General features: G+C 76.9%; 21 protein-coding genes. 6 read left to right on the top strand and 15 right to left on the bottom strand.

Features of this window, described 5'->3' with window-relative positions; all coding sequences use genetic code 11:
* The first annotated feature begins 105 nt into the window (after positions 1–105).
* A complete protein-coding gene (locus tag P9841_RS00105; RefSeq protein ID WP_349306916.1) occupies positions 106–1,092 on the top strand; it encodes a COX15/CtaA family protein in 987 nt (328 codons plus the stop codon).
* Positions 1,093–1,111: 19 nt separating this feature from the next.
* Complete coding sequence (locus P9841_RS00100) at positions 1,112–1,768, top strand: GAP family protein (protein WP_283320116.1); 657 nt, start codon at positions 1,112–1,114, stop codon at positions 1,766–1,768.
* An 18-nt stretch (positions 1,769–1,786) separates the two neighbouring features.
* Here the strand turns inward: P9841_RS00100 and P9841_RS00095 are convergent, their stop codons facing one another.
* Positions 1,787–2,530 (bottom strand): M15 family metallopeptidase, encoded by a 744-nt coding sequence (locus tag P9841_RS00095; protein WP_283320115.1) that lies wholly within the window; start codon positions 2,528–2,530, stop codon positions 1,787–1,789.
* Positions 2,531–2,735: 205 nt separating this feature from the next.
* Here P9841_RS00095 and P9841_RS00090 point away from each other — a divergent pair, with 205 nt between their 5' ends.
* From P9841_RS00090 to P9841_RS00075, 4 genes are read left to right on the top strand one after another with little or no spacing between them, the layout of a single operon-like run.
* The gene (locus tag P9841_RS00090) at positions 2,736–3,965 is read left to right on the top strand and encodes a sensor histidine kinase (protein ID WP_283320114.1); all 1,230 of its coding nucleotides are present in this window, start codon (positions 2,736–2,738) and stop codon (positions 3,963–3,965) included.
* Positions 3,962–4,660, top strand: coding sequence for a response regulator (locus P9841_RS00085; protein ID WP_283320113.1), 699 nt, complete (start codon positions 3,962–3,964; stop codon positions 4,658–4,660). The genes P9841_RS00090 and P9841_RS00085 overlap by 4 nt, the downstream gene beginning before the upstream one ends.
* Before the next feature lie 38 nt (positions 4,661–4,698).
* On the top strand, positions 4,699–5,670 hold the full coding sequence (locus P9841_RS00080; protein ID WP_283320112.1) for an ATP-binding cassette domain-containing protein: 972 nt from the start codon (positions 4,699–4,701) through the stop codon (positions 5,668–5,670).
* Complete coding sequence (locus P9841_RS00075; protein WP_283322026.1) at positions 5,670–6,476, top strand: ABC transporter permease; 807 nt, start codon at positions 5,670–5,672, stop codon at positions 6,474–6,476. Before P9841_RS00080 ends, P9841_RS00075 begins: the two co-directional genes overlap by 1 nt.
* Before the next feature lie 34 nt (positions 6,477–6,510).
* On the opposite strand, the gene P9841_RS00070 is transcribed toward P9841_RS00075, so the two are convergent.
* The 14 genes from P9841_RS00070 to P9841_RS00005 form a co-directional block, all read right to left on the bottom strand.
* On the bottom strand, positions 6,511–7,479 hold the full coding sequence (locus tag P9841_RS00070; protein ID WP_283320111.1) for a GGDEF domain-containing protein: 969 nt from the start codon (positions 7,477–7,479) through the stop codon (positions 6,511–6,513).
* 82 nt (positions 7,480–7,561) lie between these two features.
* Positions 7,562–8,176, bottom strand: coding sequence for an NUDIX domain-containing protein (locus P9841_RS00065; RefSeq protein ID WP_283320110.1), 615 nt, complete (start codon positions 8,174–8,176; stop codon positions 7,562–7,564).
* Positions 8,173–9,870: a CTP synthase gene (pyrG, locus tag P9841_RS00060; RefSeq protein ID WP_283320109.1), complete on the bottom strand. Its 1,698-nt coding sequence runs from the start codon at positions 9,868–9,870 to the stop codon at positions 8,173–8,175. The genes P9841_RS00065 and pyrG overlap by 4 nt, the downstream gene beginning before the upstream one ends.
* 102 nt (positions 9,871–9,972) lie before the next feature.
* Entirely contained in the window at positions 9,973–11,061 is a 1,089-nt protein-coding gene (locus P9841_RS00055) for a glycosyltransferase family 4 protein (protein ID WP_283320108.1), read from the bottom strand.
* Positions 11,058–12,884, bottom strand: a complete 1,827-nt coding sequence (murJ, locus tag P9841_RS00050) for a murein biosynthesis integral membrane protein MurJ (protein ID WP_283320107.1) — start codon at positions 12,882–12,884, stop codon at positions 11,058–11,060. Before murJ ends, P9841_RS00055 begins: the two co-directional genes overlap by 4 nt.
* Complete coding sequence (locus P9841_RS00045; RefSeq protein ID WP_283320106.1) at positions 12,881–13,810, bottom strand: hypothetical protein; 930 nt, start codon at positions 13,808–13,810, stop codon at positions 12,881–12,883. The genes murJ and P9841_RS00045 overlap by 4 nt, the downstream gene beginning before the upstream one ends.
* Positions 13,807–14,871 carry a copper transporter gene (locus tag P9841_RS00040; protein WP_283320105.1) on the bottom strand — a complete coding sequence of 355 codons (1,065 nt, stop codon included), beginning with the start codon at positions 14,869–14,871 and terminating at the stop codon, positions 13,807–13,809. Before P9841_RS00040 ends, P9841_RS00045 begins: the two co-directional genes overlap by 4 nt.
* Before the next feature lie 115 nt (positions 14,872–14,986).
* The gene (gene steA, locus P9841_RS00035; protein ID WP_283320104.1) at positions 14,987–16,177 is read right to left on the bottom strand and encodes a putative cytokinetic ring protein SteA; all 1,191 of its coding nucleotides are present in this window, start codon (positions 16,175–16,177) and stop codon (positions 14,987–14,989) included.
* Positions 16,178–16,183: 6 nt separating this feature from the next.
* Positions 16,184–17,914: a DNA repair protein RecN gene (gene recN / locus P9841_RS00030; RefSeq protein ID WP_283320103.1), complete on the bottom strand. Its 1,731-nt coding sequence runs from the start codon at positions 17,912–17,914 to the stop codon at positions 16,184–16,186.
* Positions 17,915–17,917: 3 nt separating this feature from the next.
* Complete coding sequence (locus P9841_RS00025) at positions 17,918–18,958, bottom strand: NAD kinase (protein ID WP_283320102.1); 1,041 nt, start codon at positions 18,956–18,958, stop codon at positions 17,918–17,920.
* The gene (locus P9841_RS00020) at positions 18,955–19,770 is read right to left on the bottom strand and encodes a TlyA family RNA methyltransferase (protein WP_283320101.1); all 816 of its coding nucleotides are present in this window, start codon (positions 19,768–19,770) and stop codon (positions 18,955–18,957) included. The genes P9841_RS00025 and P9841_RS00020 overlap by 4 nt, the downstream gene beginning before the upstream one ends.
* A 5-nt stretch (positions 19,771–19,775) precedes the next feature.
* The gene (locus tag P9841_RS00015; RefSeq protein ID WP_283320100.1) at positions 19,776–19,919 is read right to left on the bottom strand and encodes a hypothetical protein; all 144 of its coding nucleotides are present in this window, start codon (positions 19,917–19,919) and stop codon (positions 19,776–19,778) included.
* Positions 19,920–19,969: 50 nt separating this feature from the next.
* Positions 19,970–21,019 (bottom strand): HAD-IIA family hydrolase, encoded by a 1,050-nt coding sequence (locus tag P9841_RS00010; RefSeq protein WP_283320099.1) that lies wholly within the window; start codon positions 21,017–21,019, stop codon positions 19,970–19,972.
* On the bottom strand, positions 21,016–21,879 hold the full coding sequence (locus P9841_RS00005; protein ID WP_283320098.1) for a hypothetical protein: 864 nt from the start codon (positions 21,877–21,879) through the stop codon (positions 21,016–21,018). The genes P9841_RS00010 and P9841_RS00005 overlap by 4 nt, the downstream gene beginning before the upstream one ends.
* Positions 21,880–23,614 lie beyond the last annotated feature (1,735 nt).

Genomic DNA, 23,614 nt, shown 5'->3' with positions numbered 1-23,614 from the left:
GGCGCGGAGGGACGTGGGCGGGCCGGAGCGGCGCGGCCGCGGGCGTGAGCAAGGACTCGCGCGACGCGCACCCGCGGGTCCTGCCGCGACCGTAGGCTGGCCCCCGTGAGCTCCGACGTCGCCGCCGTGCCCGCGCCCCGCCCCGCACCGACCCGGTCGGCCGGCTGGCGCGAGCGGCTGGCGCACCCGGTGCTCGTGGCGAACCTGGTCGGGCAGATCGGCATCGTCGTCACGGGCGGCGCCGTGCGGCTCACCGGGTCCGGACTGGGCTGCTCGACGTGGCCGCAGTGCGAGCCCGGGCAGTTCGCGCCGGTGTTCCACGAGGCCGCGACCTACCACCGGTTCGTGGAGTTCGGGAATCGCACCCTGACGGGTGTCCTCTCGGTGCTGGCCGTGCTGGTGATCCTCGTCGTCTGGCCGGACCGCCGGCGCGCCCGCTCGTACCGGCTGCTGGGCTTCGCGCCGCTGCTCGGCGTCGCGGCACAGGCGGTCATCGGCGGGGTCATCGTGCTGCTGCACCTGCACCCGGCCTGGGTGAGCCTGCACTTCCTGGTGTCGATGCTGCTCGTGGTGCTGTCCACGCTGCTCGTCCACCGCGGGCGCGAGGGCGACGGGGCGCCGGTGCCCGTCGTGCCCCCTGCGGCCCGGGCGCTCGTCCCGGTCCTGGCGGTGCTGCTGGCGGTCGTGCTGGTGCTCGGCGCCGTCACGACCGGCGCCGGCCCGCACTCCGGCGACGAGGAGGTCGGGTACCGGTTCGCGGTCGACCCCTACCTGATGGCCCGCGTGCACGCCGCCTCGGTGTGGCTGTTCGTCGCCGTGCTGGTGGCGCTGCTCGTGCTCAACCGCCGCGGGCCGCAGGTGCTGCGCCGCCGCGGCCGGGTGATGGTCGCGCTGGTCGCCCTCCAGGGGCTCATCGGGTACGTGCAGGTCGCGACCGACCTGCCGGTGCTGCTCGTCCTGCTGCACATGCTCGGCGCCGCGCTGCTCGCGGCCGGCACCACCCGCTACCTGCTGACGTTCCGCACCCGGGACGTCGACGCCCCCGGCGCGACCGCCCCGGCGGCGACCGCGCCGGCGGCACCCCCCGCCTGACCCGTCCCCGGAGGCCGCCGTGCTCGACGCGATCGGCTCGTTCCTGCCCGTGGCGCTCGCCGTCGCCCTGAGCCCGTTCCCGCTGGTGGCGACGACGCTGCTGCTGACCGGCCCGCGGGCTCGCACGTCGGGGTGGCTGTTCCTCGCCGGCTGGGTCGTGGGGCTGGGCGCCCTGACCGCGGTCGCGCTCCTCGTCGTCGGCGGCGTGGAGTCGGTGGACGGCGGGCCCCGCGCCGTCGCGTGGCTCCGGGTGCTGCTCGGTGCCGCGCTCGTCGTGCTCGCCGTGCGGAAGGTCGTCGCGGCGCGCGGGTCCGGGACGCCCGACGCCCCGGGCTGGCTGTCGGCCTTCGACGACCCGGCACCCGCCCGGACGCTGGGACTGGGCGCGGCGCTGGGCGGCGCCAACCCGAAGAACATCGCGCTCACCGCGTCCGCCGCGGCCACGGTGCAGGAGGTCGCCCCGGACGCCGTCGTCGCCTCCGGCGGCGTGTTCGTGCTGCTCGGGTCGGCGAGCGTCCTCGCCGCGGTCGCGGCCCACGCCGTGGCGGGGGCGCGGGCCGAGCCGGTGCTGACCCGGGTCCGCGACCTCATGACACGGCACAGCGCGGTCCTCACCGCGGCGGTCCTGCTCCTGATCGGCGGGAAGATCCTCGGCGACGGCCTCGCGGCGCTGTAGCCGCCCCGGCGTGCCCGCTCACCAGGCCCACGACGAGTCCGGGCGTTGCTCGGGGCACGTGGTGGCGCCGTCGGGGAGCATCTCGAAGTGCCACATCTCGTTGGCGTACGTGCGGCACAGCCCGAGCTCCTCGCCGTGCTCCCCCAGCCACAGCGCACCGTCGGTCGGGCCCACGTCGACAGCCAGCCCCTGGACGTGGGCGGACCGGTCCGGCGGCAGCACCCAGCGGTACGCCTCGGGGACGCCGTAGCGCTCCACCGCCTGGTCGACGAGCCGCTGCTGCTCCTCCGGGGTGCGGCGGCCGGACGTCAAGGTCAGCTCGATCCCGTCGGCCGCCGCGGCGGCGACGGCGGCGTCGAGCCGTCGCTGCAGCTCGGGGTCGAGGCCGCCGGCATCGCCCGCACCGGCCGGATCACCCTCACCGGCCGGATCGCCCGCGCCGGCCGGGTCGGACGCGCGGGGCGGCTCGGACGCGGGGACGGTGCCCGTCGGCGTGCCCGGGCCGCGCGCCGCGCCGGACAGGAGCCGGTCGGCGGCCGCGGACAGGTCCACGCCCTGCACCGCCCAGGCGCCGGCCGCGAGCACGAGCAGCGCCACGACGCCCCACCGCCGCCACGCCCCGCCGCCGTGGCCGCCGGGCCGGCGCCCGCGGGTGCCGCGTGCGTCCGCGTGCCCGACGTCCGCACCCCGCACGCCCGCGGGTGCCGGGCTCGTGCGGTCGGGGTCTGCCGTGAGCCGGTCGGGCCGGCGGGTCGTCGTCATGCCTCCACCGTCCCCGCGACCACCCCCGCGGGGCGTCGGACGCCGGGTCGATCGCCGCGGCCGCACCGGACCGCCCTCAGGTGGTGGGCGTCCGCTCCAGGTCCGACGCCGCACCGCGGACCTCCACCCGAGGGTGGTGCCGGCCCTCGCACGATCCGCCCAGCCGCTGACGCCCCGGCCGGAGCCGCCGCCCTAGGCTCGCCGCATGCCCGGGACCGACCACCGTCACGCCGCGCTCGTCGACGGCCTCGTCGCGCTCGGCGTGCTGCTGGGGTGGACGCTCGCGGTCACCCTGCTCGCGCGCACCGGGCTGTGGAGCCCGCGCTGGCAGGAGGCGCACCTGTGGGCCGGCGTCGGCCTGGCGGCACCGCTGGCGCTGCGCCGCGCGGCCCCGGCGGCCGGGCTGTGGCTGACGGTCCTCGTCTACCCGCTCGGCTACGCGGTGCTGACCTACGGGGCCACGGTGCAGGCCGACCTGCACGCGGCGCCCCTCCTCGTGGCGGCCTACGCGGCGACGCGCGCCCGGGCGGTGCACCCGGTGCTCGCCGGGGCGGCGGGGGCGGCCGCGACCGCGGTGCTCGCGACGGGGACCGACAACCTCCGCCTGCTGCTGTCCGGGGCGGCGGGGCCTGCGAACCCCGCGCTCGGCGATCCCTCGGACACGCTGCTGCTGGTGCTGCTCGTCCTCGCGGCGACGACGCTCGGCACCGTGGCGGGTCGGCTGGCGGCCACCACCCGCTCGCTCGAGCTCCGCAACGCCGAGCTGCACGCCCTGCAGGCGGAGCGCGAGCGGGCCGCGGTCCGGGCCGAGCGCACCCGCATCGCCCGGGAGCTGCACGACGTCGTCGCGCACCACGTCAGCGCGATCGTGGTGCGGGCCCAGGCCGCGGACCGCGTCGGCGACCGCCACCCCGAGGAGTACCGGGACGCGGTGCGGTGGATCGCGCCGGCCGGCAAGGAGGCGCTGACCGCGATGCGGTCGGTCGTGCGCGTGCTGCGGGCCGCGGACCGGCCGGACGTCCCGCTGTCCCCCCTGCCGGGGCTGACGGAGCTGCAGGACGTGCTCGAGCGCGTGCGGGGGTCGGGCCTGGCGGTCGAGGCGGTGCTGCCCGACCCGCTGCCGCCGTGCCCGCCGGAGGTCGGGCTGGCGGTGGTCCGCGTCGCGCAGGAGGCGCTGACGAACGTGCTGGTGCACTCGGACGCCGCCCGCGCCCGGGTCGAGCTGAGCGGCCGCCCGGGCCGCCTCGCGCTGCGGGTCGAGGACGACGGTCCGGCGCGCGCCGGCACCGGGGGCACCGGGAGCACCGGGGGCGGCGGCAACGGGGTCGTCCACATGCGCGAGCGCGCGGCGGCGTGCGGCGGGACCCTGGCGGCGGGTCCGGCAGGTCCTGCCGGGCGCGGCTGGGTCGTCGCCCTGGAGGTGCCGGTGCCGTGACCGACGCCCCCGAGGTCCGCGTGCTCGTGGCGGACGACCAGGCGATGATCCGCTTCGGCCTGCGGCTGATCATCGACCACGAGCCCGGGCTGACGACCGTCGCGGAGGCCGCCGACGGCGCGCAGGCCGTCGAGCTCGCCGCCCGGCACCGCCCCGCCGTCGTGCTCATGGACATCCGCATGCCGGTGCTCGACGGGATCGAGGCGACCCGGCGGCTGCGCGCCGACCCCGCGCTCGACGCCGTGCGGGTGCTCGTGCTCACGACGTTCGACGACGAGGAGTACGTCACCCGGGCGCTGCACGCCGGCGCGGACGGGTTCCTGCTCAAGGACACGGACCCGGCGGCGCTGGTCACGGCGGTCCGGCGGGTGCACCAGGGCGGCTCGGTGCTCGACCCGGCGATCGCTCCCCTGGTGCTCGAGCAGTGGCGGCGCTGGGGCCGCTCCCGCCCGCAGGCGGCGACCGACCCGTCGGGGCCCGGCGGCCTGAGCCCGCGCGAGCGGGACGTGCTGCTGGCCGTGGCGCGCGGGCGGTCGAACCAGGAGGCCGCGGACGAGCTCGGCCTGGCCGTCGCCACGGTCAAGGCGCACGTCCACGGCCTGCTCGCGAAGACCGGCACGACCTCGCGGACGCAGCTCGTGGTGCTCGCGTACGAGTCGGGCCTGGTGGTGCCGGGCGGCGATCTTCCCCGCTGATCTTCTGGTGTGTCGTAGGTCACATCTACGCTCGCACCATGGAACAGGCGATCGAGGCCCGCGGGCTCGCGAAGCGCTACAAGGGCGTCACCGCCCTGGACGGCGTGGACCTCACGGTGCCGGCCGGCACCGTGCTCGGTCTGCTCGGCCCGAACGGGGCCGGCAAGACCACCATCGTGCGGATCCTGTCGACGCTGCTGCGCCCGGACAGCGGGACCGCGCACGTCATGGGCGTCGACGTCCTGGCCCGCCCGGCGGAGGTCCGTCGCCGCATCGGGCTGTCGGGGCAGTACGCCGCGGTCGACGAGTACCTCTCGGGGTACGAGAACCTCGAGATGATCGGGCGCCTCTACCACCTCGGCGCGCGACGGGCCCGGGCCCGGGCGCGCGAGCTGCTCGCGTCGTTCCGCCTGGAGGACGCCGCCGACCGTCCCACGCGCACGTACTCCGGCGGCATGCGGCGGCGGCTCGACCTCGCCGGCGCCCTGGTGGCCGACCCGCCGGTCATCTTCCTCGACGAGCCGACCACGGGCCTGGACCCCCGCGGCCGCACCGACATGTGGGAGGTCATCCAGCAGCTCGTGGCCGGGGGCACCACCCTGCTGCTCACCACGCAGTACCTCGAGGAGGCCGACATGCTCGCCGACGAGATCGTCGTGATCGACCACGGGCGGATCATCGCGCAGGGCACCGCGGACCAGCTCAAGCGCCAGGTCGGCGGCGAGCGCCTCGAGCTCACCGTCGCCGACGCCGCCCGGCTCGCCGACGTCACCGAGGCCCTCGCCCCGCTGGGCGTCGGGGCCCCCGCCGTCGACGAGTCCCGCCGGTCGTTCGTCATGCCGGTGTCCGGCGGCCCCGAGGTGCTCGGGGAGGCGCTGCGCCGCCTCGACGCCCAGGACGTCCGCCTCGAGGACGTGGGCCTGCGCAGGCCGACCCTCGACGACGTGTTCCTCGCCCTCACCGGGCGCCCGACCGAGCAGGACGACGCCCCGCAGGAAGGAGGCGCGTGATGCGGTTCCCCGCCGTGCTGGCCGACGCGTCCGTCGTCGCCAAGCGCAACATCATCAAGATCAAGCGGGTCCCCGACCTGCTGGTGTTCACCACGCTGTCGCCGATCATGTTCGTGCTGCTGTTCTCGTACGTCTTCGGCGGCGCGATCGACCAGCAGGGCGGCGGGTCCGCCTACCGGGAGTTCCTCATCGCGGGGATCTTCGCCCAGACGGTCATCTTCGGCGCGACCGTCACCGGGGCGGCGCTCGCCGAGGACCTCAAGAAGGGCATCCTCGACCGGTTCCGGTCGCTGCCGATGGCGCCGTCCGCCGTCCTCACCGGCCGCACGTTCTCCGACGTCGTCAACAACGTCATCGTGCTGGTCGTCATGGGGCTGACCGGCCTCGTCGTCGGCTGGCGCATCCGGTCGTCGTGGCTCGACGCGCTCGCCGGGTTCGGGCTGCTGCTGGCGTTCGCCTACGCGATCTCCTGGATCATGGCGTGGGTTGGGATGCTGGTGCCGAGCCCGGAGGTCGTGAACAACGCGTCGTTCATCATCATCTTCCCGCTGACGTTCGTGGCCAACACGTTCGTCCCGCTGGAGACGCTGCCGACGCCGCTGCAGACGTTCGCGGAGTGGAACCCCGTCTCCGCGGTCACGCAGGCCGCACGGGAGCTGTTCGGCAACATCCCACCGGGCGTGCCCGAACCCACGGCGTGGCCGCTGCAGAACCCCGAGCTCTACACGCTGATCTGGTCCGCGCTGTTCCTGGCGATCTTCGTACCGCTCGCGAACGCGCAGTACCGGGTGTCCACCAGCCGCTGACGTCGGCGGGTCCCCGACGTGGCGGGGCCGGCGGTCAGGCGAGGCCCTCCGCCATGCGGTCGCCCTTGCGCGCGTACAGGGCGGCGTCCGCGCGGGCGAGCACCTCGCGGACGGGCTCGTCCCGGCGCGCCTGGGCGACGCCGTGGCTCCACGTCGGGTCCCCCGGCGCCCGCACCGCGTCGGCCTGCAGCGCCCACACCTCGGCGTCCTCCGCGGTGCGCCCGGCCAGCACCACCGCGAACTCGTCGCCGCCCCGCCTGCCGATGACGTCGTGCCGTCCGAGCGTGCCCCGCCAGGCGTCGACGAGCCGCACCAGGACGTCGTCGCCCGCCTGGTGCCCCTGGGTGTCGTTGACCTCCTTGAAGTCGTCGACGTCGAGGCACACCAGGCTCACCGGCCGGCCGTCGCGGGTGGTCCGCGCCACCACGGCGGCGGCGCGCTCGTCGAACGCCGCGCGGGTCAGGACCCCGGTCAGGTCGTCCGTCGTGGCGAGCTCCCGCAGCCGCGACAGCAGGTACGTCACCAGCTCGCTCGTCACGACCGTCATCACGGCCAGCACGACCCAGCTCGCCGGGCGGAACGGCACCGGGGCCGCGACCATCGCCCCGGCGAGCGTGACGACGACGAGCAGCAGCAGGCCACGCGCCAGCCGCCGGCTGCCGAGCAGCGCGGCGGCCTGCCCGGCGACGACCAGGCCGAGCGACGTCGTCACCACCCCGGCTGCGGTGCGGCAGACGGCGACCATCGCCGCCCCGACGGCGATCCCGAGCAGCACGGCCACCAGCGGCGTGCGCGGGTGGTGCCGCCAGACGACCGCGGCGACCGTCGCGACGGCCAGCACCGCCCCGCCGGCGTACCAGTACCCGACCCGCGTCAGCGGCGACGGCGGCCAGACGGCGCCCGCCAGGCACAGCACGGCGCACAGGCCGAGCACCACCGCCGCGTGCGTCCCGGCCAGGACGACCCCGGCCGGCGAGGGCGGCGGGGGGCTGGCGTCGGGCACACCCGTGTCATCGGCGCTCCCCGGCTCTCCCTGACCTGTCAGGCTCGACGTCCACCGATCGGGCGAAGGGTGAACACCCAGGTCACACGGGGCGCAGCGTGCTCCAGCCCCGGTCGCGCGACGCGGCAGCCGCCAGGACGCCGACCGCCGCGCTCGGGCTGTGCAGCCGACCCTCGAGCACGGCCGTGACCGCGTCGTCGAGCGGCAGCCACAGCGGGACCATGCCCGCCTCCTCGTCCTCGCGGGCGAACCGCTCGGCCTCGGGCACCTCCGACAGGTCGCGGGCCAGGTACACGACGATCCGCTCGGTGGACCCGCCCGGGGAGGTGGCGAACTCCGTGAGCTCGTGCCACGAGCCGGCCCGCAGGTCGGCCTCCTCGGCGAGCTCGCGGGCGGCGGTCACGTGCGGCGGTTCCCCGTCGACGTCCCGCAGGCCGGCCGGCGGCTCCCAGAGCTCGGCCCGCACCGGGTGCCGGTACTGCCGCAGGAGCAGCACGCGGTCGTCCTCGTCGAGCGCGATCACCGCGACGGCACCGGGGTGGTCGACGAACTCGCGGACCACCTGCGACTCCCCGAGGTCCACGGTCTCGGACACCAGGTCCCAGATCTTGCCGTGGTGCAGGTCCGTGTGCTCCAGGACGGGGCGGGGGGCCGGCCGGTCGGCCGGCCCCCCGCTCGTCGCGTCGGCGACCGTCACGCCTCGACCGTGGCGCGGCGCCCGGCCGGGGCCGCCTGCTGCGCGGCCAGGGCGGCGGCCACCAGGCCCGAGAACAGCGGGTGCGCGCGGGTGGGCCGGGACTTGAACTCCGGGTGCGCCTGCGTCGACACGTAGTACGGGTGCACGTCGCGCGGCAGCTCGACGAACTCCACCAGCGACGAGTCCGGCGACACCCCGGAGATGACCAGGCCGGCCTCCTCGAGCTTGTCGCGGTACGCGTTGTTGACCTCGTACCGGTGGCGGTGCCGCTCGGTGACACGGGTCGTGCCGTACGCCTCCGCCACGACGGACCCCTCGGTGAGCACGGCCTCGTACGAGCCGAGGCGCATCGTGCCGCCGAGGTCGCCCTCGCCGCCCACGATCGCGAGCTGCTCCGCCATGGTCGCGACCACCGGGTCGGCCGGGTCCGCGTCGAACTCCGACGACGACGCCCCGGGCAGGCCCAGCACGTTGCGCGCGTACTCGATGACCATGGTCTGCAGGCCCAGGCAGATGCCGAGCGTCGGCACCCGGTTCTCGCGCGACCACCGCAGGGCGCCGAGCTTGCCCTCGATGCCCCGCACGCCGAAGCCGCCGGGGATGAGCACCGCGTCCACGCCGGACAGCGCGCGCTGCGCCCCGTCGGGCGTCTGGCAGTCGTCGGAGGTGACCCAGCGGATCCGCACCTTCGCGTCGTGGTGGAACCCTCCGGCGCGCAGCGCCTCGGTCACCGACAGGTACGCGTCGGGCAGGTCGATGTACTTGCCGACCAGCGCGATCTCGACGTGGTGGGCCGGCTGGTGCACGCGCTCCAGCAGGTCGTCCCACCCGCTCCAGTCCACGTCGCGGAACTGCAGGCCGAGCCGCTGCACCACGTACGCGTCGAGGCCCTCGGCGTGGATGACGCGCGGGATGTCGTAGATGCTCGGCGCGTCCTTGCAGGAGATGACGCCCTGCGTGTCGACGTCGCACATGAGCGCGATCTTCGCCTTGATCGACTGCGGCACCTCGCGGTCGGAGCGCAGCACGATGGCGTCCGGCTGGATGCCGATGCTGCGCAGCGCGGCCACGGAGTGCTGCGTCGGCTTGGTCTTCAGCTCGCCCGACGGGCCGATGTACGGCACCAGCGAGACGTGCAGGAAGAACACGTTGTCGCGGCCGAGCTCGTGGCGCACCTGCCGGGCGGCCTCGAGGAACGGCTGCGACTCGATGTCGCCGACGGTGCCGCCGATCTCGGTGATGATGATGTCGACGTCGTCGGCGGCCTGCGACCGCATGCGCGTCTTGATCTCGTCGGTGATGTGCGGGATCACCTGGACCGTGTCGCCGAGGTACTCGCCGCGCCGCTCCTTCGCGATCACGTGCGAGTAGACCTGGCCGGTCGTGACGTTCGCCGACCCGACGAGGTCGACGTCGAGGAACCGCTCGTAGTGCCCGACGTCGAGGTCCGTCTCGGCGCCGTCCTCGGTGACGAAGACCTCGCCGTGCTGGAACGGGTTCATCGTCCCGGGGTCGACGTTGAGGTACGGGTCGAGCTTCTGCATCGTGACCCGCAGACCGCGGGAGCGGAGAAGTCGTCCCAGGCTGGAGGCGGTCAGGCCCTTGCCCAGTGAGGAGGCGACGCCTCCCGTGACGAAGATGTGCCGGGTCGTGGAGTCCGACCGCCCGGAGAGTCGATTTGCGCGCTCTGCCACGGGCTTCCACTGTACCCGACGCGAGCGGCCGGCGGGCCGACGCGCCGGGTGACGCCGGTGACACGCCGTCGGCGACCGACGTGCCGCTCGCCTCGGACCGGCTCAGCCCCGGTAGTGCGCCTCGAGCTGCGCCAGCACGTCCGGCAGCCGCGGGAGCCCGGCGGCCCGGGTGCGAGCGGCCTCCCGCAGCGCGTCGCGGCGGGAGGCGTCCGCGAGCACGCCCGCCACCGCCGCGCCGAGCGCCTCCGCGTCGCCGACGGGCACCAGCACCGCGGCGTCGCCCGTCACCTCGCGCGTGCCGCCGGCGTCCGTGGCCACGAGCGCCGCGCCGAGCGCCAGCGCCTCCTGCACGGCGATCGGCTGCCCCTCCCACACCGCCGTGGACGCGACCACGTCCGCCGCGGCCACCAGGTCGGCGACGTCCTCGCGCCGCCCGAGCAGCGTCACGGGCGCGCCGGCCGCACGGGCCGCGGCCTCCACCTCGTCATGCAGCGGACCGTCCCCCGCGACCACCCAGCGCAGCGCCGGGCGGGTCCGGGCGGCCGCGGCCGCGGCGCGCACGAGGGTGTCCAGGCCCTTCTGCGGCGCCAGCCGGGCGACCGTGACGACCAGCTCGTCGGTGCTCGCGAGGCCCAGGTCCGCACGTGTCTGCGCGGCCCCGCGCGACGGCGCCGGGCGGGCCGGCGCCGGGACGAGGGCGCGCTCGGCCGACCGGGCACCCTGCGCCCGGGTCAGCGCCACGAGGTCGCCCGAGACGCCGAGCACCACGTCGGCGCCGCGGGCGACCACCCGCCCGAGCACCGCCGACACCGCCCGGACCGCGCGGCCGCCGACGGGCAGGTTGTGCAGGGTGACGACGACGCGCGGCCGGCGCCCCGGCCGGGAGCGCACCGCCAGCACCGTCAGCGCACCCGCGCGCAGCCCGTGGGCGTGCACCGCGTCCGCGTCGCGGGACAGGCGCGCCAGGCGGGCGAGCGCGCGCAGGTCGGAGGCGTGCGGGCGGTCCGCGATCTCGACGGGCACGAACCGCGCCCCGCCGTCCGCCGGGGCGACGACCCCCGCCAACCCCGAGGGGCCGGCCACGACGACCCGGTCCCCCGCGTCGGACAGCGCGGCGGCCACCTGGGCGACGTGCCGGGCGACACCGCCCGCGCTCGACCCCAGCACCTGCAGCACCCGCTGTCCGGTCACCGCCCGGCCTCCTGCTCGTCCCGGCCGGCGGCGCCGGCGTCCGTCCCCGCGGCGTCGGCGGTGCCGGCGGTGCCGACGGCCTCCTTCGCTCCTGCGGCCGCACCGCCCGCGCCCGTCCCGCCCGCGACGCCCGCCTGCCCCGGCACCGCCGCGGCCCGGTCCCGCGCGCCGCCCGCGTGCGCCACGGACGGCGTCGCGCGGCGCCGCAGCAGCCCGGTCACCGTCGACCGGTCGAGCAGCCACACCGCCCCGACCACCACCGAGGCCGCGAGCGCCCCGCCGCCCGCCGCGGCCGCCACGGCCCCGCCCAGGCCGTCGGTGAACCGCTGCACCGCGTCCACGGTCCAGCGGCCCGCCGTCGCGCCGGCCGCTCCGCCGACCACGAGCACCGCGACCGTGCGGGCGGCCCCCGAGATCGCGTTCCGGCCCGCCGCGGCGCGCAGCGCCAGCAGCAGCACGGCCCCCGCGACGACCATGCCGACGGTGTTGCCGAGCGAGAGCGCCCGCAGGGTGGCCGGGCCGTCCTGCGCGCCGGGCACCAGCACGACGCACGCGACCCACGACGCCACGACCACCGCGGCCCAGCCGCTGCTGACCGCGAGCACCGCGAGCCGTCCCCGCTCCAGCGCGTACAGCGCGCGCGACACGTGGAAGATCAGCCCGAGCCCGAGCAGCCCGGGGGCGATGAGCGTCAGCGCGACACCCACCGACGTGATGAGGCGCTCGTCGCCCGTGCCGATCGCCACGAACGCCCGCGCGACGGCCGGCGCGGCCGCGGCGAGCACCGCCGCGCCGACCGCCCCCGCGACCAGCACCGCCCGGGTGGTCACGGCGGCGAGCGGTGCGTACCCCTCGCGCCCCGGCCGGGCCGCGCGTTCGGCGAGCCGCGGGAACGTGCTCGTCGCCAGCGGGACGGCGAGCACCGCGTACGGCAGCAGGTACACCGCCTGGACGACCTGCTGGTACGCCACCAGGGTGCCGTCACCGCCGAACCGGCGCGCCATCCACAGCGTCGTCACCAGCACGGCCACCTGCTGCGCCACGAGGCCGCCGACGCCCGCGAGCGCGAGCCCGCGCGCCCGCGCGGCGACTCCGTCGGGGAACCGCAGCGTCGGGCGCAGCCGGACGCCGGAGCGGTGCACGGGCACCAGCATGGGCAGGCCCATGGCGAGGACGCCCGCGGTCGTGCCCCACGCCAGCAGCGCGGTCGCACCGGCCGGCAGGACCCCGACGTCGCTCGACGCGGCGTCGACCTGGGCGTGCCGCAGCGCGGCCCCGTAGCCGAGGTAGGTCGCGATCACCACGAGGCTCGACAGCACGGGGGCGAACGCGGGCCAGAAGAACCGGCGCTGCGCCTGCAGGACCCCGGACAGCACCACGGCGAGCCCGTACAGCGGCAGCTGCACGGCGAACACCCGCAGGAAGAACACCACGAGGTCGTGGCCGGCGTCCGACCGCGTCGTCGCGAGCAGCGCGATCGGCTCGGCCGCCAGCGCCAGCACCGCGGCGAGCAGCGTCAGGCCGCCCAGCGTCCAGCCGAGCATGGCCGAGGCGATGCGCGACACGTCGTCCCGCATCCCCCGGGCCAGCGGCGCCGCGAGCACCGGGATCAGGGCGCCGGCGAGGGCACCACCGGCCGCGACCTCGAACAGCACGTTCGGCAGGGTGTTCGCCCACGCGTAGGCGTCGCCCGCCGCGGTGATGCCGACGTTGCCGGTGAAGGCCAGCGTCCGCGCGAAGCCCAGCAGGCGGCTGACGACGGTCACGACCGAGATCAGGGCCGCCGCGCCCGCCAGACCCGACAGGACGCCCCGCCGGTTCACCGCCCGGGCACCCCGTCCGTCTCCGGGGCGCCGGGCGACGTCCGGGCGGGTCCCGGCACGTGCGCCGGACGTCGACCCCAGGCGTCGATCTCCCGCAGCACCGGGGTGCGCGCGATGACCTGCGTGAAGCTGATCCGCTCCGAGGCCACCGTCAGCGCCAGCACACCGGCCAGCAGCGCGACGCGCACCGGGCGCGGGCACTGCTGGACCGCGACCACGCCGAGGGCGGCGCCGACGGCGTTCGCCCCGGAGTCGCCGAGCATGTCGCGCTCGGCCAGGTCGTCCGGGAGCTCCGCGACGACCGAGCCCAGGACCGCTGCGGCGGTCGCGCCGCCGCGGCCCCCGAGCACGCCCGCCGGGGCGGCGGCGAGCCCGGCGGCCTTGAGCGCGCGGCCCGGTCGCAGGTCGAGCAGGTTGACGAGGTTCGCGCTGGCGGCCACGAGGGCGCCGTCCACCGCGACGTCGACGAGCCGGGTCAGCACCGCGCGCCCGCGGCCGGCGACCGGGGCGTCGTGCGGCCTGCTCAGCGCCGCGGCGACCAGCGCGCCCGCGCCGATCCCCAGCACCTTCAGCCCGCCGGTCGTCACCTCGCCGCGCGCGAGCGCACCCAGGTGCCCCTTGAGGCCCTTGCGGACCGTGCCGTCACGGTCCTCCGTGAGGTCGTCGACGAGGCCGAACGCGGTCGCCGCGGTGGTCGCCACCGCCAGCGCCGCGCCGTCGCGGACCGACGGCGCACCGACGACGCCGCCGGCGAGCACGCCCGCGGCGACCGCCGGCCCGCCCAGCAGGCTGACGGGCTCGCCCCGGTGGTTCGTGCGCTCCCAGGTCCGGGCGCCGCCCGGCGGGTCGTCGTCGAGCACGCCGCGCACCAACGTGGTCGTGACCCGCGCGACCGCTGCCGCCGTGAGCCGGCGCGCGACGCTCACCCCTGGCCGCCCGCGTCGTCGGCGCCGTCCCCGGTGGTGTCGTCGGACGCGTCGTCCGACCCGGACGCGACGGGCGTGCGGTCCACCGGCGGCAGCACCGTCGTCTCGGGGAGCGTCGTCATGTCCTCCCCGTGGCCGTAGTGACCGCCGGAGCCGCCGATGCGCGCGTTGAGGGCGAGCGGCACGGAGACCTGCCCGGTCGCGGTGTCGGCGTCCGAGACGGTCGTGATCGCCCGGGACGCGTCCTCGTCGGCGAGGATCGCTTGCACCAGCGTGCCCTCGGCGAGCGGTCCGTCGACCACGACGGCGCCCTCGGACCGGGTCTGCGCGACCCGGGCCAGGGCGATCTGCGAGTCGAGCGCGGCCTGGAGCTCGTCGGCGTCGCCGCCCGCAGCGGCCTCCGCCTCCGCGGGCACGACCGTCGGTGCGACGAGCACGACGGCGTCCGCGGGGGTCGTCACGTCGGCGCCGAAGGCGACCAGCGGGTCGTCGCCCGAGCTCAGCAGCTCCAGGAGCGTCGCCGCGTCGGTGCTCAGCTCGTCGGGCTGCGCCGGGTCGGCCCCCGTGAGGCCCTGGAGCAGCGCCTCCGCGAGCGCGGTGTCCGGCGTCGCGTCGTCGTCGGGCTGCGGGTCGAGGTACGCCTCGATGTTGCCGACCAGCGCGGAGCGGAACTGGCGCAGGTCCGTCGACGTCCACGCCGGGTTGAGCGTGACGTCCGCGCTCACGGTGGCGCCGGCGTCGGTGAGCTGGTCCTCGACCGCCGCGAGCGCGTCGCCGTCCACCGCGCCGAGCGCGACGACGGCCACCCGGCGGTCGTCGAGCGTGCCGTCGACCAGCTCGGCGCCCGCGGCGCGCACCCAGGCGTCGGCGGCGGCCAGGTCGGTGCCCGCGTCGTCGAGCTCGGCCCGCAGCGCGTCCTTCTCGGCGCGGAGCTGGTCGACCTGGCCGGTGAGCGTGTCGCCGATCGTCTCCTTGAGGGGTCCGGCCCCGAGCGCGATGCCGACGGCCAGCGCCAGGAACACCGAGATCAGGGAGACGAGGTGGTAGCGGAAGTCGATCACAGGGAGCGCTCTCGGTCGGGTGCCGGCACGAGGCGGGCACGGGCGGGACGGTCGGCGGGGCCGGGGGTCGCGCGGCGGGGCGGGACGTGCTCGGCCCGGGCGCGTCGGGCCGGCGTCACGGTGCGCCGCCGAACAGCGACCCGAGCCACGACACGAAGTCGTCCCAGCGGGCGCCGGTCAGCCCGATGAGGGTCTGGCCCGCGGTGGTCGAGGCCAGCGCGACGCCGAGCGCCAGCAGGCCGGCGAGCACCAGCAGCGTGAGCTGGAGGTTGGAGATCCGGTTGCGGTACAGCCGGGACACGCCCTTGGCGTCGACGAGCTTGCCGCCCACGCGCAGCCGCGTGAGGAAGGTGCTGGCCATGCCGGAGCGACCCTTGTCGAGGAACTCGACCAGCGTGGCGTGCGTGCCGACGGCGACGATGAGCTCGGCGCCCTTGTCGTCCGCCAGCAGCATGGCGACGTCCTCGCTGGTGCCCGTCGCCGGGAAGACGATGTGCGGCACGCCGAGCTGGTCCACGCGTGCGAGGCCCGGCGCGCGGCCGTCCCGGTAGGCGTGCACGACGATCTCCGCGCCGCAGCGCAGCGCCCGGTCGGAGACGGAGTCCATGTCCCCGACGATCATGTCGGGCGTCCAGCCGGCCTCGAGGATCGCGTCCGCGCCGCCGTCCACCCCGATGAGCACCGGGCGGTACTCGCGGATGTACGGGCGCAGCGTGACCAGGTCCTCCTTGTAGTGGTACCCGCGCACGACGATGAGCACCTGCCGGCCGTCGATGACGGTCGCGATGTCGGGCACGCCGACGCCGTCGAGCAGCAGGTCCCGCTCGCGCCGCAGGTAGTCCATCGTGTTCGCCGCGAACGACTCGAGCTGCACCGACAGGCCCTCGCGCGCGGCGGCCTGGTCGGCCGCGACGGTCTCGGGGGTCTGCACGACGCCCTCCGCCACGAGCCGGTCGCCGTCGTGCACCGCGCCGCCGGTGATGCGCAGCGAGCGTCCCTCGCGCAGCGTCATGACGTCCGGGCCGAGGTCGTCGACCAGCGGGATGCCCGCGGACACCAGGATGTCCGGGCCGAGGTTCGGGTAGCGGCCCGACGTCGAGCGGGCGGCGTTCAGCACCGCCGCGGGCTGGCAGGCGACGAGCGCCTCGGCCGAGACCCGGTCGATGTCGACGTGGTCGATCACCGCGATCTCCCCGGGCCGCAGCCGCTTGGTCAGCGACTTCGTGCGGGGGTCGACCCGGGCCGGGCCGACGAGCTCGCCCCCGGGGGGCGCGGCGGAGCGTCTACGCGAGGGCAGGAGTTTCATCGGTGTTCATCGTGCCACGCTTCCCTGCTCCAGAAGCTCCGCTGCGTGCGCACGCGCCGCGTCGGAGTCCTCCTGGCCGGACAGCATGCGCGCGAGCTCGCGGACCCGGTCCTCGCCCGTGACCTCGCGCACGTCGGAGGCGGTCACGGCACCGTCGCGGGACTTCGTCACGACCAGGTGGCGGTCCGCGAAGGCGGCGACCTGCGCGAGGTGCGTGACGACCAGGACCTGGGAGTTCCGCGCCAGAGCGGCCAGGCGGCGGCCGACCTCCGTCGCCGCGCGGCCCCCGACGCCCGCGTCGACCTCGTCGAAGACGAACGTCCCCGGCCGGTGCTCGCCCTGGTCGGGCGACGTGGCGAGCGCCACCTCGAGCGCGAGCATCACGCGCGAGAGCTCGCCCCCGGAGGCCCCCCGGCCCAGCGGGCGCGCGGGCGCACCGGCGTGCGCGACCAGGAGCATCTCCACGACATCTCCACCGTGCGGACCCAGCTCGGACGCAGGCTCGACCCGCACCTCGAGGGACGCACCGGCCATCGCGAGGCCGGCGAGCTCCGCGGACACGGTCTCGGCCAGCCGCGCACCGGCCTCCCGGCGGGCCTCCCCGACGCGGCGGGCCAGGTCGGCCAGACGGGCGTCGAGGGCGTCGCGCTGCCCGGCGAGCGCCGTGACGCGCTCGTCGCCGTCACCGATCTCGAGCAGCCGCCGGCCGCCCTCGTCCGCCCAGCGCAGCACCGCCTCGACGTCCTCGCCGTAGGACCGCGTGAGGGACGCGAGCTCCGCGCGGCGCGCCTGCGCCGTGTCGAGGCGCAGCGGGTCGGCCTGCAGGTCCTGGAGGTACGACGACAGCTCCGTGGCGGCATCCGCCAGGAGGTACCCCGCCTCGGCCACCCGGTCGCGCAGCTCGGCGAGGCGGCCGTCGTGCGCGCCCGCGCCGTCCAGCAGCCGGCGTGCGTGCTCGACGGCCCCGGCCGCCGTGGCGGCGTCGTCCACCGCGTCGTCGTCGCCCACCAGCGCGGCATGGGCCCCGGACGCGGCCGCGCGCAGGTCCTCCGCGTGCTCCAGCCGCTCGATCTCCGCCGCGAGCTGGACGTCCTCCCCCGGCTGCGGGTCGACGCGCTCCACCTCCGCCAGCCCGAGCCGCAGCAGCTCCGCCTCCCGTGCGAGGTCCTGGCGCCGCGCCGTCAGGTCGTCGATCGTGGCCTGCAGCCGGGCGCGCTCCGCCCACGCCTCGCGGTACCGGCCGAGAAGCTCCTGGTGGGCCGCGCCGGCGAACGCGTCGAGCGCCTCCCGCTGGTGCGCGGGCGACCGCAGGCGCGCCTGGTCCTGCTGGCCGTGCACGGTCACGAGGTGCTCCGCGAGCTCCCCCAGCACGGCCTGCGGCACGGACCGGCCGCCGAGGTGCGCGCGGGACCGGCCCGGGGCGTCCTCCGTCGGCGCCGTCACGGTGCGCACGAGCACGAGCCCGCCGTCGTCGTCGAGCGCGGCGCCCGCCTCCTGCGCGCGCGCCAGCACCGGCGACCCCGCCGCGACGAGGACCCGGCCCTCGACGACCGCCTGCGCAGCTCCGGTGCGGACGGTCGCGGGGTCGGCCTTGCCGCCCAGCAGCAGGTCGAGACCGGTGAGCACCATCGTCTTGCCGGCGCCGGTCTCGCCGGACAGCACGGTCAGCCCCGGGTGCAGCCGCACCTGGGCGCCGGTGATCACGCCGAGGTCGCTGATGGAGATCTCCTCGAACACCGGTCAGCTCCCGTCCGCGCCGCGGGTGCCGGGCGCACCGGGAGAACCAGGCGCACCGGGAGAGCCGGTCAGGTCGCCGTCGCCGGAGCGGGTCGGCGCGTCCGGTGGTGCCCCGTCCGCCCGGAGCGCGTCCTCGGGCCGGGGGCCGGCGTCGTGCCGGAGCGGGCCGTGCTCGTGCGGGCCGCGCTCGTGCGCGCGGCCCCGCCAGCCGGCGACCGGCAGCGCGAACTTGTTGACCAGGCGGTCCGTGAACGGCGCCGGCGTGAGACGCGCCAGCCGCACCGGCACGGGCGACCGGCGGACCTCCACGCGCGAGCCCGCCGGGACGTCGATGCGGCGGCGCCCGTCGCACACCAGCACCGCGGGCGACGGGGAGCGCGTCAGCACCTCGACGGCGACGACGCTGCGCGGGCCCACGACGAGCGGGCGCGCGAACAGGGCGTGCGCGGACAGCGGGACGACGATGAGGCTGTCGACCTCCGGCCACACCACCGGGCCCCCGGCGGAGAACGCGTGCGCGGTGGACCCGGTGGACGTCGCGAGCACCACGCCGTCGCACCCGAACGTCGACAGCGGCCGGTCGTCGACCTCGATGACCACCTCGACCATGCGCGCCGGCTCGGCCTTCTCCAGCGCGGCCTCGTTCAGCGCCCACGACGTCAGCGGGTCCGCCCGGCCGGGGACCTGCACCTGCACCTGCAGGGTGGTCCGCTCCTCGACCGTGTAGTCCCCCGCCGCGATGCGGCGCACGGCCTCCTTGATGTCGTCCCGCTCGCTCTCCGCGAGGAACCCGACGTGGCCGAGGTTGATCCCGAGCAGCGGCACGCCGGCTCCGCGTGCGAGCTCCGCCGCGCGCAGGATCGTCCCGTCGCCGCCGAGGATCATCGCGAGCTCGATGTCGTGGAACGCCATCCCGGGGACGTCCTCCCCGGCGAGGACGGGCGTGAACCCGGCCGCCGACAGCGCGGCGGCGGCCTCCTCGGTCGCCGTCACCGCCTCGGGCCGCCCGCTGTGCGTGACGACCAGGACCCTCCTGCTGCTCATGCCCCTGCACCCTCTCCGTCGTCCACGACCTCGTGCACCCGCGCGGCCAGGCGGTCGCCCACGAGGCCCGCCGGGCCCCGCCGCAGGTGCAGGAAGTACTCCACGTTGCCGCTCGGGCCGGGCAGCGGGCTGCGGGCCACGCCGAGCACCGCGAGACCGAGGTCGCCCGCCGCGGCGGCGACGTCGAGCACCGCCTGCGCGCGCTGCCCGGGCGACCGCACCACGCCACCGGCGCCGAGCCGCTCCCTCCCGACCTCGAACTGCGGCTTGACCAGCAGGATGAGGTCGGCGTCCGGCGCCCCGACCGCCACCAGGCCGGGGAGCACCAGCCGGAGCGAGATGAACGAGAGGTCGCCCACCACGAGCCCCGGCGCCGGCTCGACGTCGCCCGGGGCGAGGTACCGGACGTTGACGCCCTCGCGGGCCTCCACCCGCGGGTCCGCGCGCAGCCGGTCCACGAGCTGCCCGTGCCCGACGTCCACCGCGACCACCCGGCGCGCTCCCCCGCGCAGCAGCACGTCGGTGAACCCGCCGGTGCTGGCGCCCGCGTCCAGGCAGTCGCGACCGGTGACGTCCACCTCGAAGGCGGTGAGCGCCCCCAGCAGCTTGTGCGCACCGCGCGACGCCCAGTCGTCGTCCGGCGTCCTGTCACCGACGACCTCCGGCCGCTGACCGTCCGCGAGCGGCTGCGCGGGCCTGCGGACGGCGGCTCCGTCCACGACCACGCGGCCGGCGGCGATCAGCTCGGCCGCGTGCCGGCGCGACCGGGCGAGCCCGTCGCGCACCAGCGCGGCGTCGACACGCGTCGCCACGCGCCTCAGCCCTCCGCGTCGGCGAGGCGGTCCCGGAGGGCGGCGTGGACGGCGTCGAAGACGGCGAGCTGCTCACGCAGCCCCAGCCCGGTGACGTCGGTCAGGCGCGACAGCGCCTCGTCCACCACCTGGTCGCCCGTCGGCTCCACGAGTCCCACTCTCCATCCACCGGTGCTGACCTGCCCCCGCCTCCGTCAGGCTACCGGCCTGCTCCGACGCCGGCCGCCTGCCCCGGACCGACACGCAGCTCCGGGACGGAGCCCGGGTCGACCGCCCGCCCGTCGTCGGCCGACTCCCACGCCGCCGCGCACGCCGCCCGCACCAGGTCGATGCCCGCGGGCGACGACCCGAGGTCGAGCCGGCCGTCCACCACGCGCGCCGCGGCCTCGCCGCAGGTCCACCACCCCTCGCCGCCGGGAACCGGCGCGGGGTGCGGGACCAGGAGCCCGCCGAGGTCCGCCGCGATGAAGTGGGGACGCAGCCCCGCGGGCGCGAGCACGTCGTCCCGCGCCGTGCTGACGCCCGTCAGCACGTGCAGCCCGTCGAACCCGCCCGACCGGGCGCCCGCGAGGTCGGTGTCGAGGCGGTCGCCGACCACCAGGGCCGCGCGGGCACCGGCGCGCTCGACCGCCATCTCGTACATGGTCGACGCCGGCTTGCCCGCGCTGTCCGGGACGACGCCGGTGGCCGCCGTGACCGCGCCCACGAGCGCGCCGTTGCCGGGCGCGAACCCGCGGGCGGTCGGCAGGCTCTTGTCGAGGTTGCTCGCCACGAACCAGGCGCCGCCGGCCACGGCGTACGCCGCCTCCGCCAGCTGGGCCCAGCCGAGCTCGGGCGCGAAGCCCTGCACCACGGCGTCGGGCCGGTCCTCCGCGGACGTCACGACCGTGAAGCCCGCCTCCCGCACCGCGGTCAGCAGGCCCGCGCCGCCCACCACGAGGACCGTGGCGCCACGCTCCAGCCGGGTGGCCAGCAACGCCGCCGCGGCCTGCGCCGCCGTCATCACCTCGTCCGGCCGCGTCGGGATGTCCAGGGACGTGAGCTGCTCGGCCACGGACTCCGGCTCCCGCGACGCGTTGTTCGTCACGAACACCAGGCGCATGCCCGCGGCGCGCGCACCGGCGAGCCCGGCCGACGCCCCGTCGATGGGCTCGTGCCCCCGGTACGCGACGCCGTCCAGGTCGACGAGGGCCAGGTCGTAGCGCTCGGCCAGCGGGATGTCGCTGCCGAGCAGGCGTGCGTCGGTCACTCGTCCTCCGTGTCGGGCTCGGGGGTCGCCGCGTCGGCGGCCCCGGCGGGCCGGTCCGGCTCGACCCCGACCGCAGACTGGTCCGGCTCGACCCCGACCGCAGACTGGTCCGGCTCGACCCCGACCGCAGACTGGTCCGGCTCGACCCCGACCGCAGACTGGTCGGTGCCGCCCTCGGCCTCGTCGTCCTCCTCGAGGTCGAACACGACGACGTCCTCGTCCGGCTCGGGGTCCGCGACCTGCGCCATCAGCGCCGCGGGGACCGCGGCCTCGGCGGCGTCGGCCTCCGCGGCGCGGCCGGCTGCCCGGAGCGCCTCGGCCCGCGCCTGGACGACCCGGGCGCCCAGGACCGTCCGCACCGTCCCCGTCGCGATCCCCGACAGGGCCGCGAGGGCCGCGTCGGGGTCGCCCATGTCGAGCCGTGCCCCGCTGACCACCATCGCCAGCTCCACCCGGCCCTGCACGTCGAGCTGCTCCGCCTCGGGTTCGGCCGCGAGGGCGATCGCACGCTCGGGCCTCCCCAGGCCGCGCTCGCAGTCGGCCATCACGGCGAGGTGCTCCGACGACCCGTTCAGGCGCCGGACCGTGCGCAGCTCCCGCAGCGCCTCGGCGAAGCGCCCGGTCCGGTACGCCGCCAGACCGGCGGCCTCCCGCACCACGTCCACCCGGCCGCCGTGCCGCACCGCGGCCTGGGCGTGCTCGTACGCGAGCTCCGGGTCGACGTCGAGCAGCCGCCCGGTCATGACGAGGTGACGCCCGACGACGAACGCGTTGTCCTTGCTCAGGGTCCGCAGCCGCGCCCGGACCTCGCGGTCGAGCTGGCTGAACTCCACGTCGTCCGGGATGTCCGGGCCGTACACCCGGACGGACTGGGGCGGTCGGGTGTCCCGCTGGTCGTCCCCGCGGTGCGGTCCACGACGCAGAGGCCGCCGCTCGTCCGAACCCCCCGGGCCCCGACGCTCGCCGTCGAACCCGCGACGACCCTCCCGCGGTCCACCGCGGTCGTCCCGGCCCCCGACCCGGTCACCCCGCGCACCACCTCGAGGGTCAGCGAACCCGGGCCGGCCACCGCGCTCGTCACGCCGAGCACCCTCGTCACGACCGAACCCACCGGGACGACCACCCCGCGCGCCACCCCGGGCGTCACCGAACCCGGACCGACCACCGCGCTCGTCACGCCGAGCACCCTCGTCACGACCGAACCCACCGGGACGACCACCCCGCGCGCCGTCGTTGCGCGCCCGGCCGCCGCCCGGGGCGGAGCCGTCCTGGTCCCGTCGCCGCCCGCGCTCCTGCCAGGTGCCACGCGGCCGGTCGCCGCTCTCGGAGCCACGACGGACGTCGCCACGATCGCTCCCGGCACGGGCACCGCTGCGGAACCCGCCCTCACGGGCACCGCCGCCCCGCCGGTCGTCCCCATCGCGCCGGAACCCACCGGACGCGCCTGAGCTGTCCCGGCGCGAGCCGTCACGCCCCGCGCCGTCCCGGTACCCGCCTCGTGCCTCGTCGCGCGAGCCGCGCGCATCACGGCGAGGACCTCCCCAGCCGGTGCCGGCCCCGCGCCCCTCACCCGTCCCGGACGGCCGACGCGCGCCACCGCGGTCGTCCCGACCTGAGCCGTCCCGCGCGCGGTCGCGTGTGAACCCGCCACCCGGTCGCGAGGAGCGCTCCCCCGCGAACCCGTCGGCGCGATCGCCACGGTCACGGCCCGCACCGGCCCGCTCACCTCGGTACCCACCACGCGACGAGTCACCCGCACCACGCGACGACTCACCCCGGTACCCACCACGCGACGAGTCCCGGTAGCCCTCGCTCGAACGGCTGCCGCGGTCACCCTGAGCCCCGCGACCCGATCGACCGCCCTGGTCGGATCCGCCCCACGACCCGCGCCCCGCGCTGCCGTCGCCCGACGGACGCCCGCCACGCTCGTACCCGCCGCGCCCGCGCTGAGCGTCGGGGCCCCCGCCCACGGCCCGCGAACCCGCGTACCCGCCGCGCGCACCGCCGCTACGGCCACCGTCCTCGGCCTGCCCTCGTCCACGCTGCCCCGCCACCCGCGGAGCGCGCGCCGGCCGTGCCCCGCCCGCGGGGCGTGCACCGTTCCGGTTGCCGTAGCGCCCGACGCCACCGCCGCGGCGATCGCCCTCGTCCGCCGAACGCGTCCCGCGCTCGTCGCTGCTCATGTCCTGCGTCTCCTCGTCATCCGACCGTTGACCATCGTCTCATCCAGCCACGCCCGTCCCCACATCCGGCCCCAGCCTGGGGACCATCGACCTCCACGTCGTCTGGTCACCAGCCGCCGGCCGCCTGGACCCAGCGCCCGCGACGGGAAGCCGCCCGTCGCGGTTGCTGTAGATGCGGGGTTGCACGACGTGAACCCCGCGACAACTGCAATGTCAATGCGGCACGTGCGAGGTCCGCGCGCGATCCGCTCGCGCGCCGGACTTGCGTATCACGGGTCGGGCCTGCTGGCTCGAGCGGACCTGCTGGCTCAAGCGGTCCTGTGTCCGGCGCGCGGGCCTGCGGGCTCACGCGGTGCCGTGCGTGCAGGGATGAACGCGCGGGTCCGGGGGCTGTGCGCGGGTGGGCGTGCGT

Source organism: Cellulomonas sp. ES6 (genome assembly GCF_030053835.1).
Classification (GTDB): Bacteria; Actinomycetota; Actinomycetes; order Actinomycetales; family Cellulomonadaceae; genus Cellulomonas.
The sequence above is the reverse complement of the archived record's forward strand: the minus strand, read 5'-3'. Positions and strand labels throughout refer to the sequence as shown.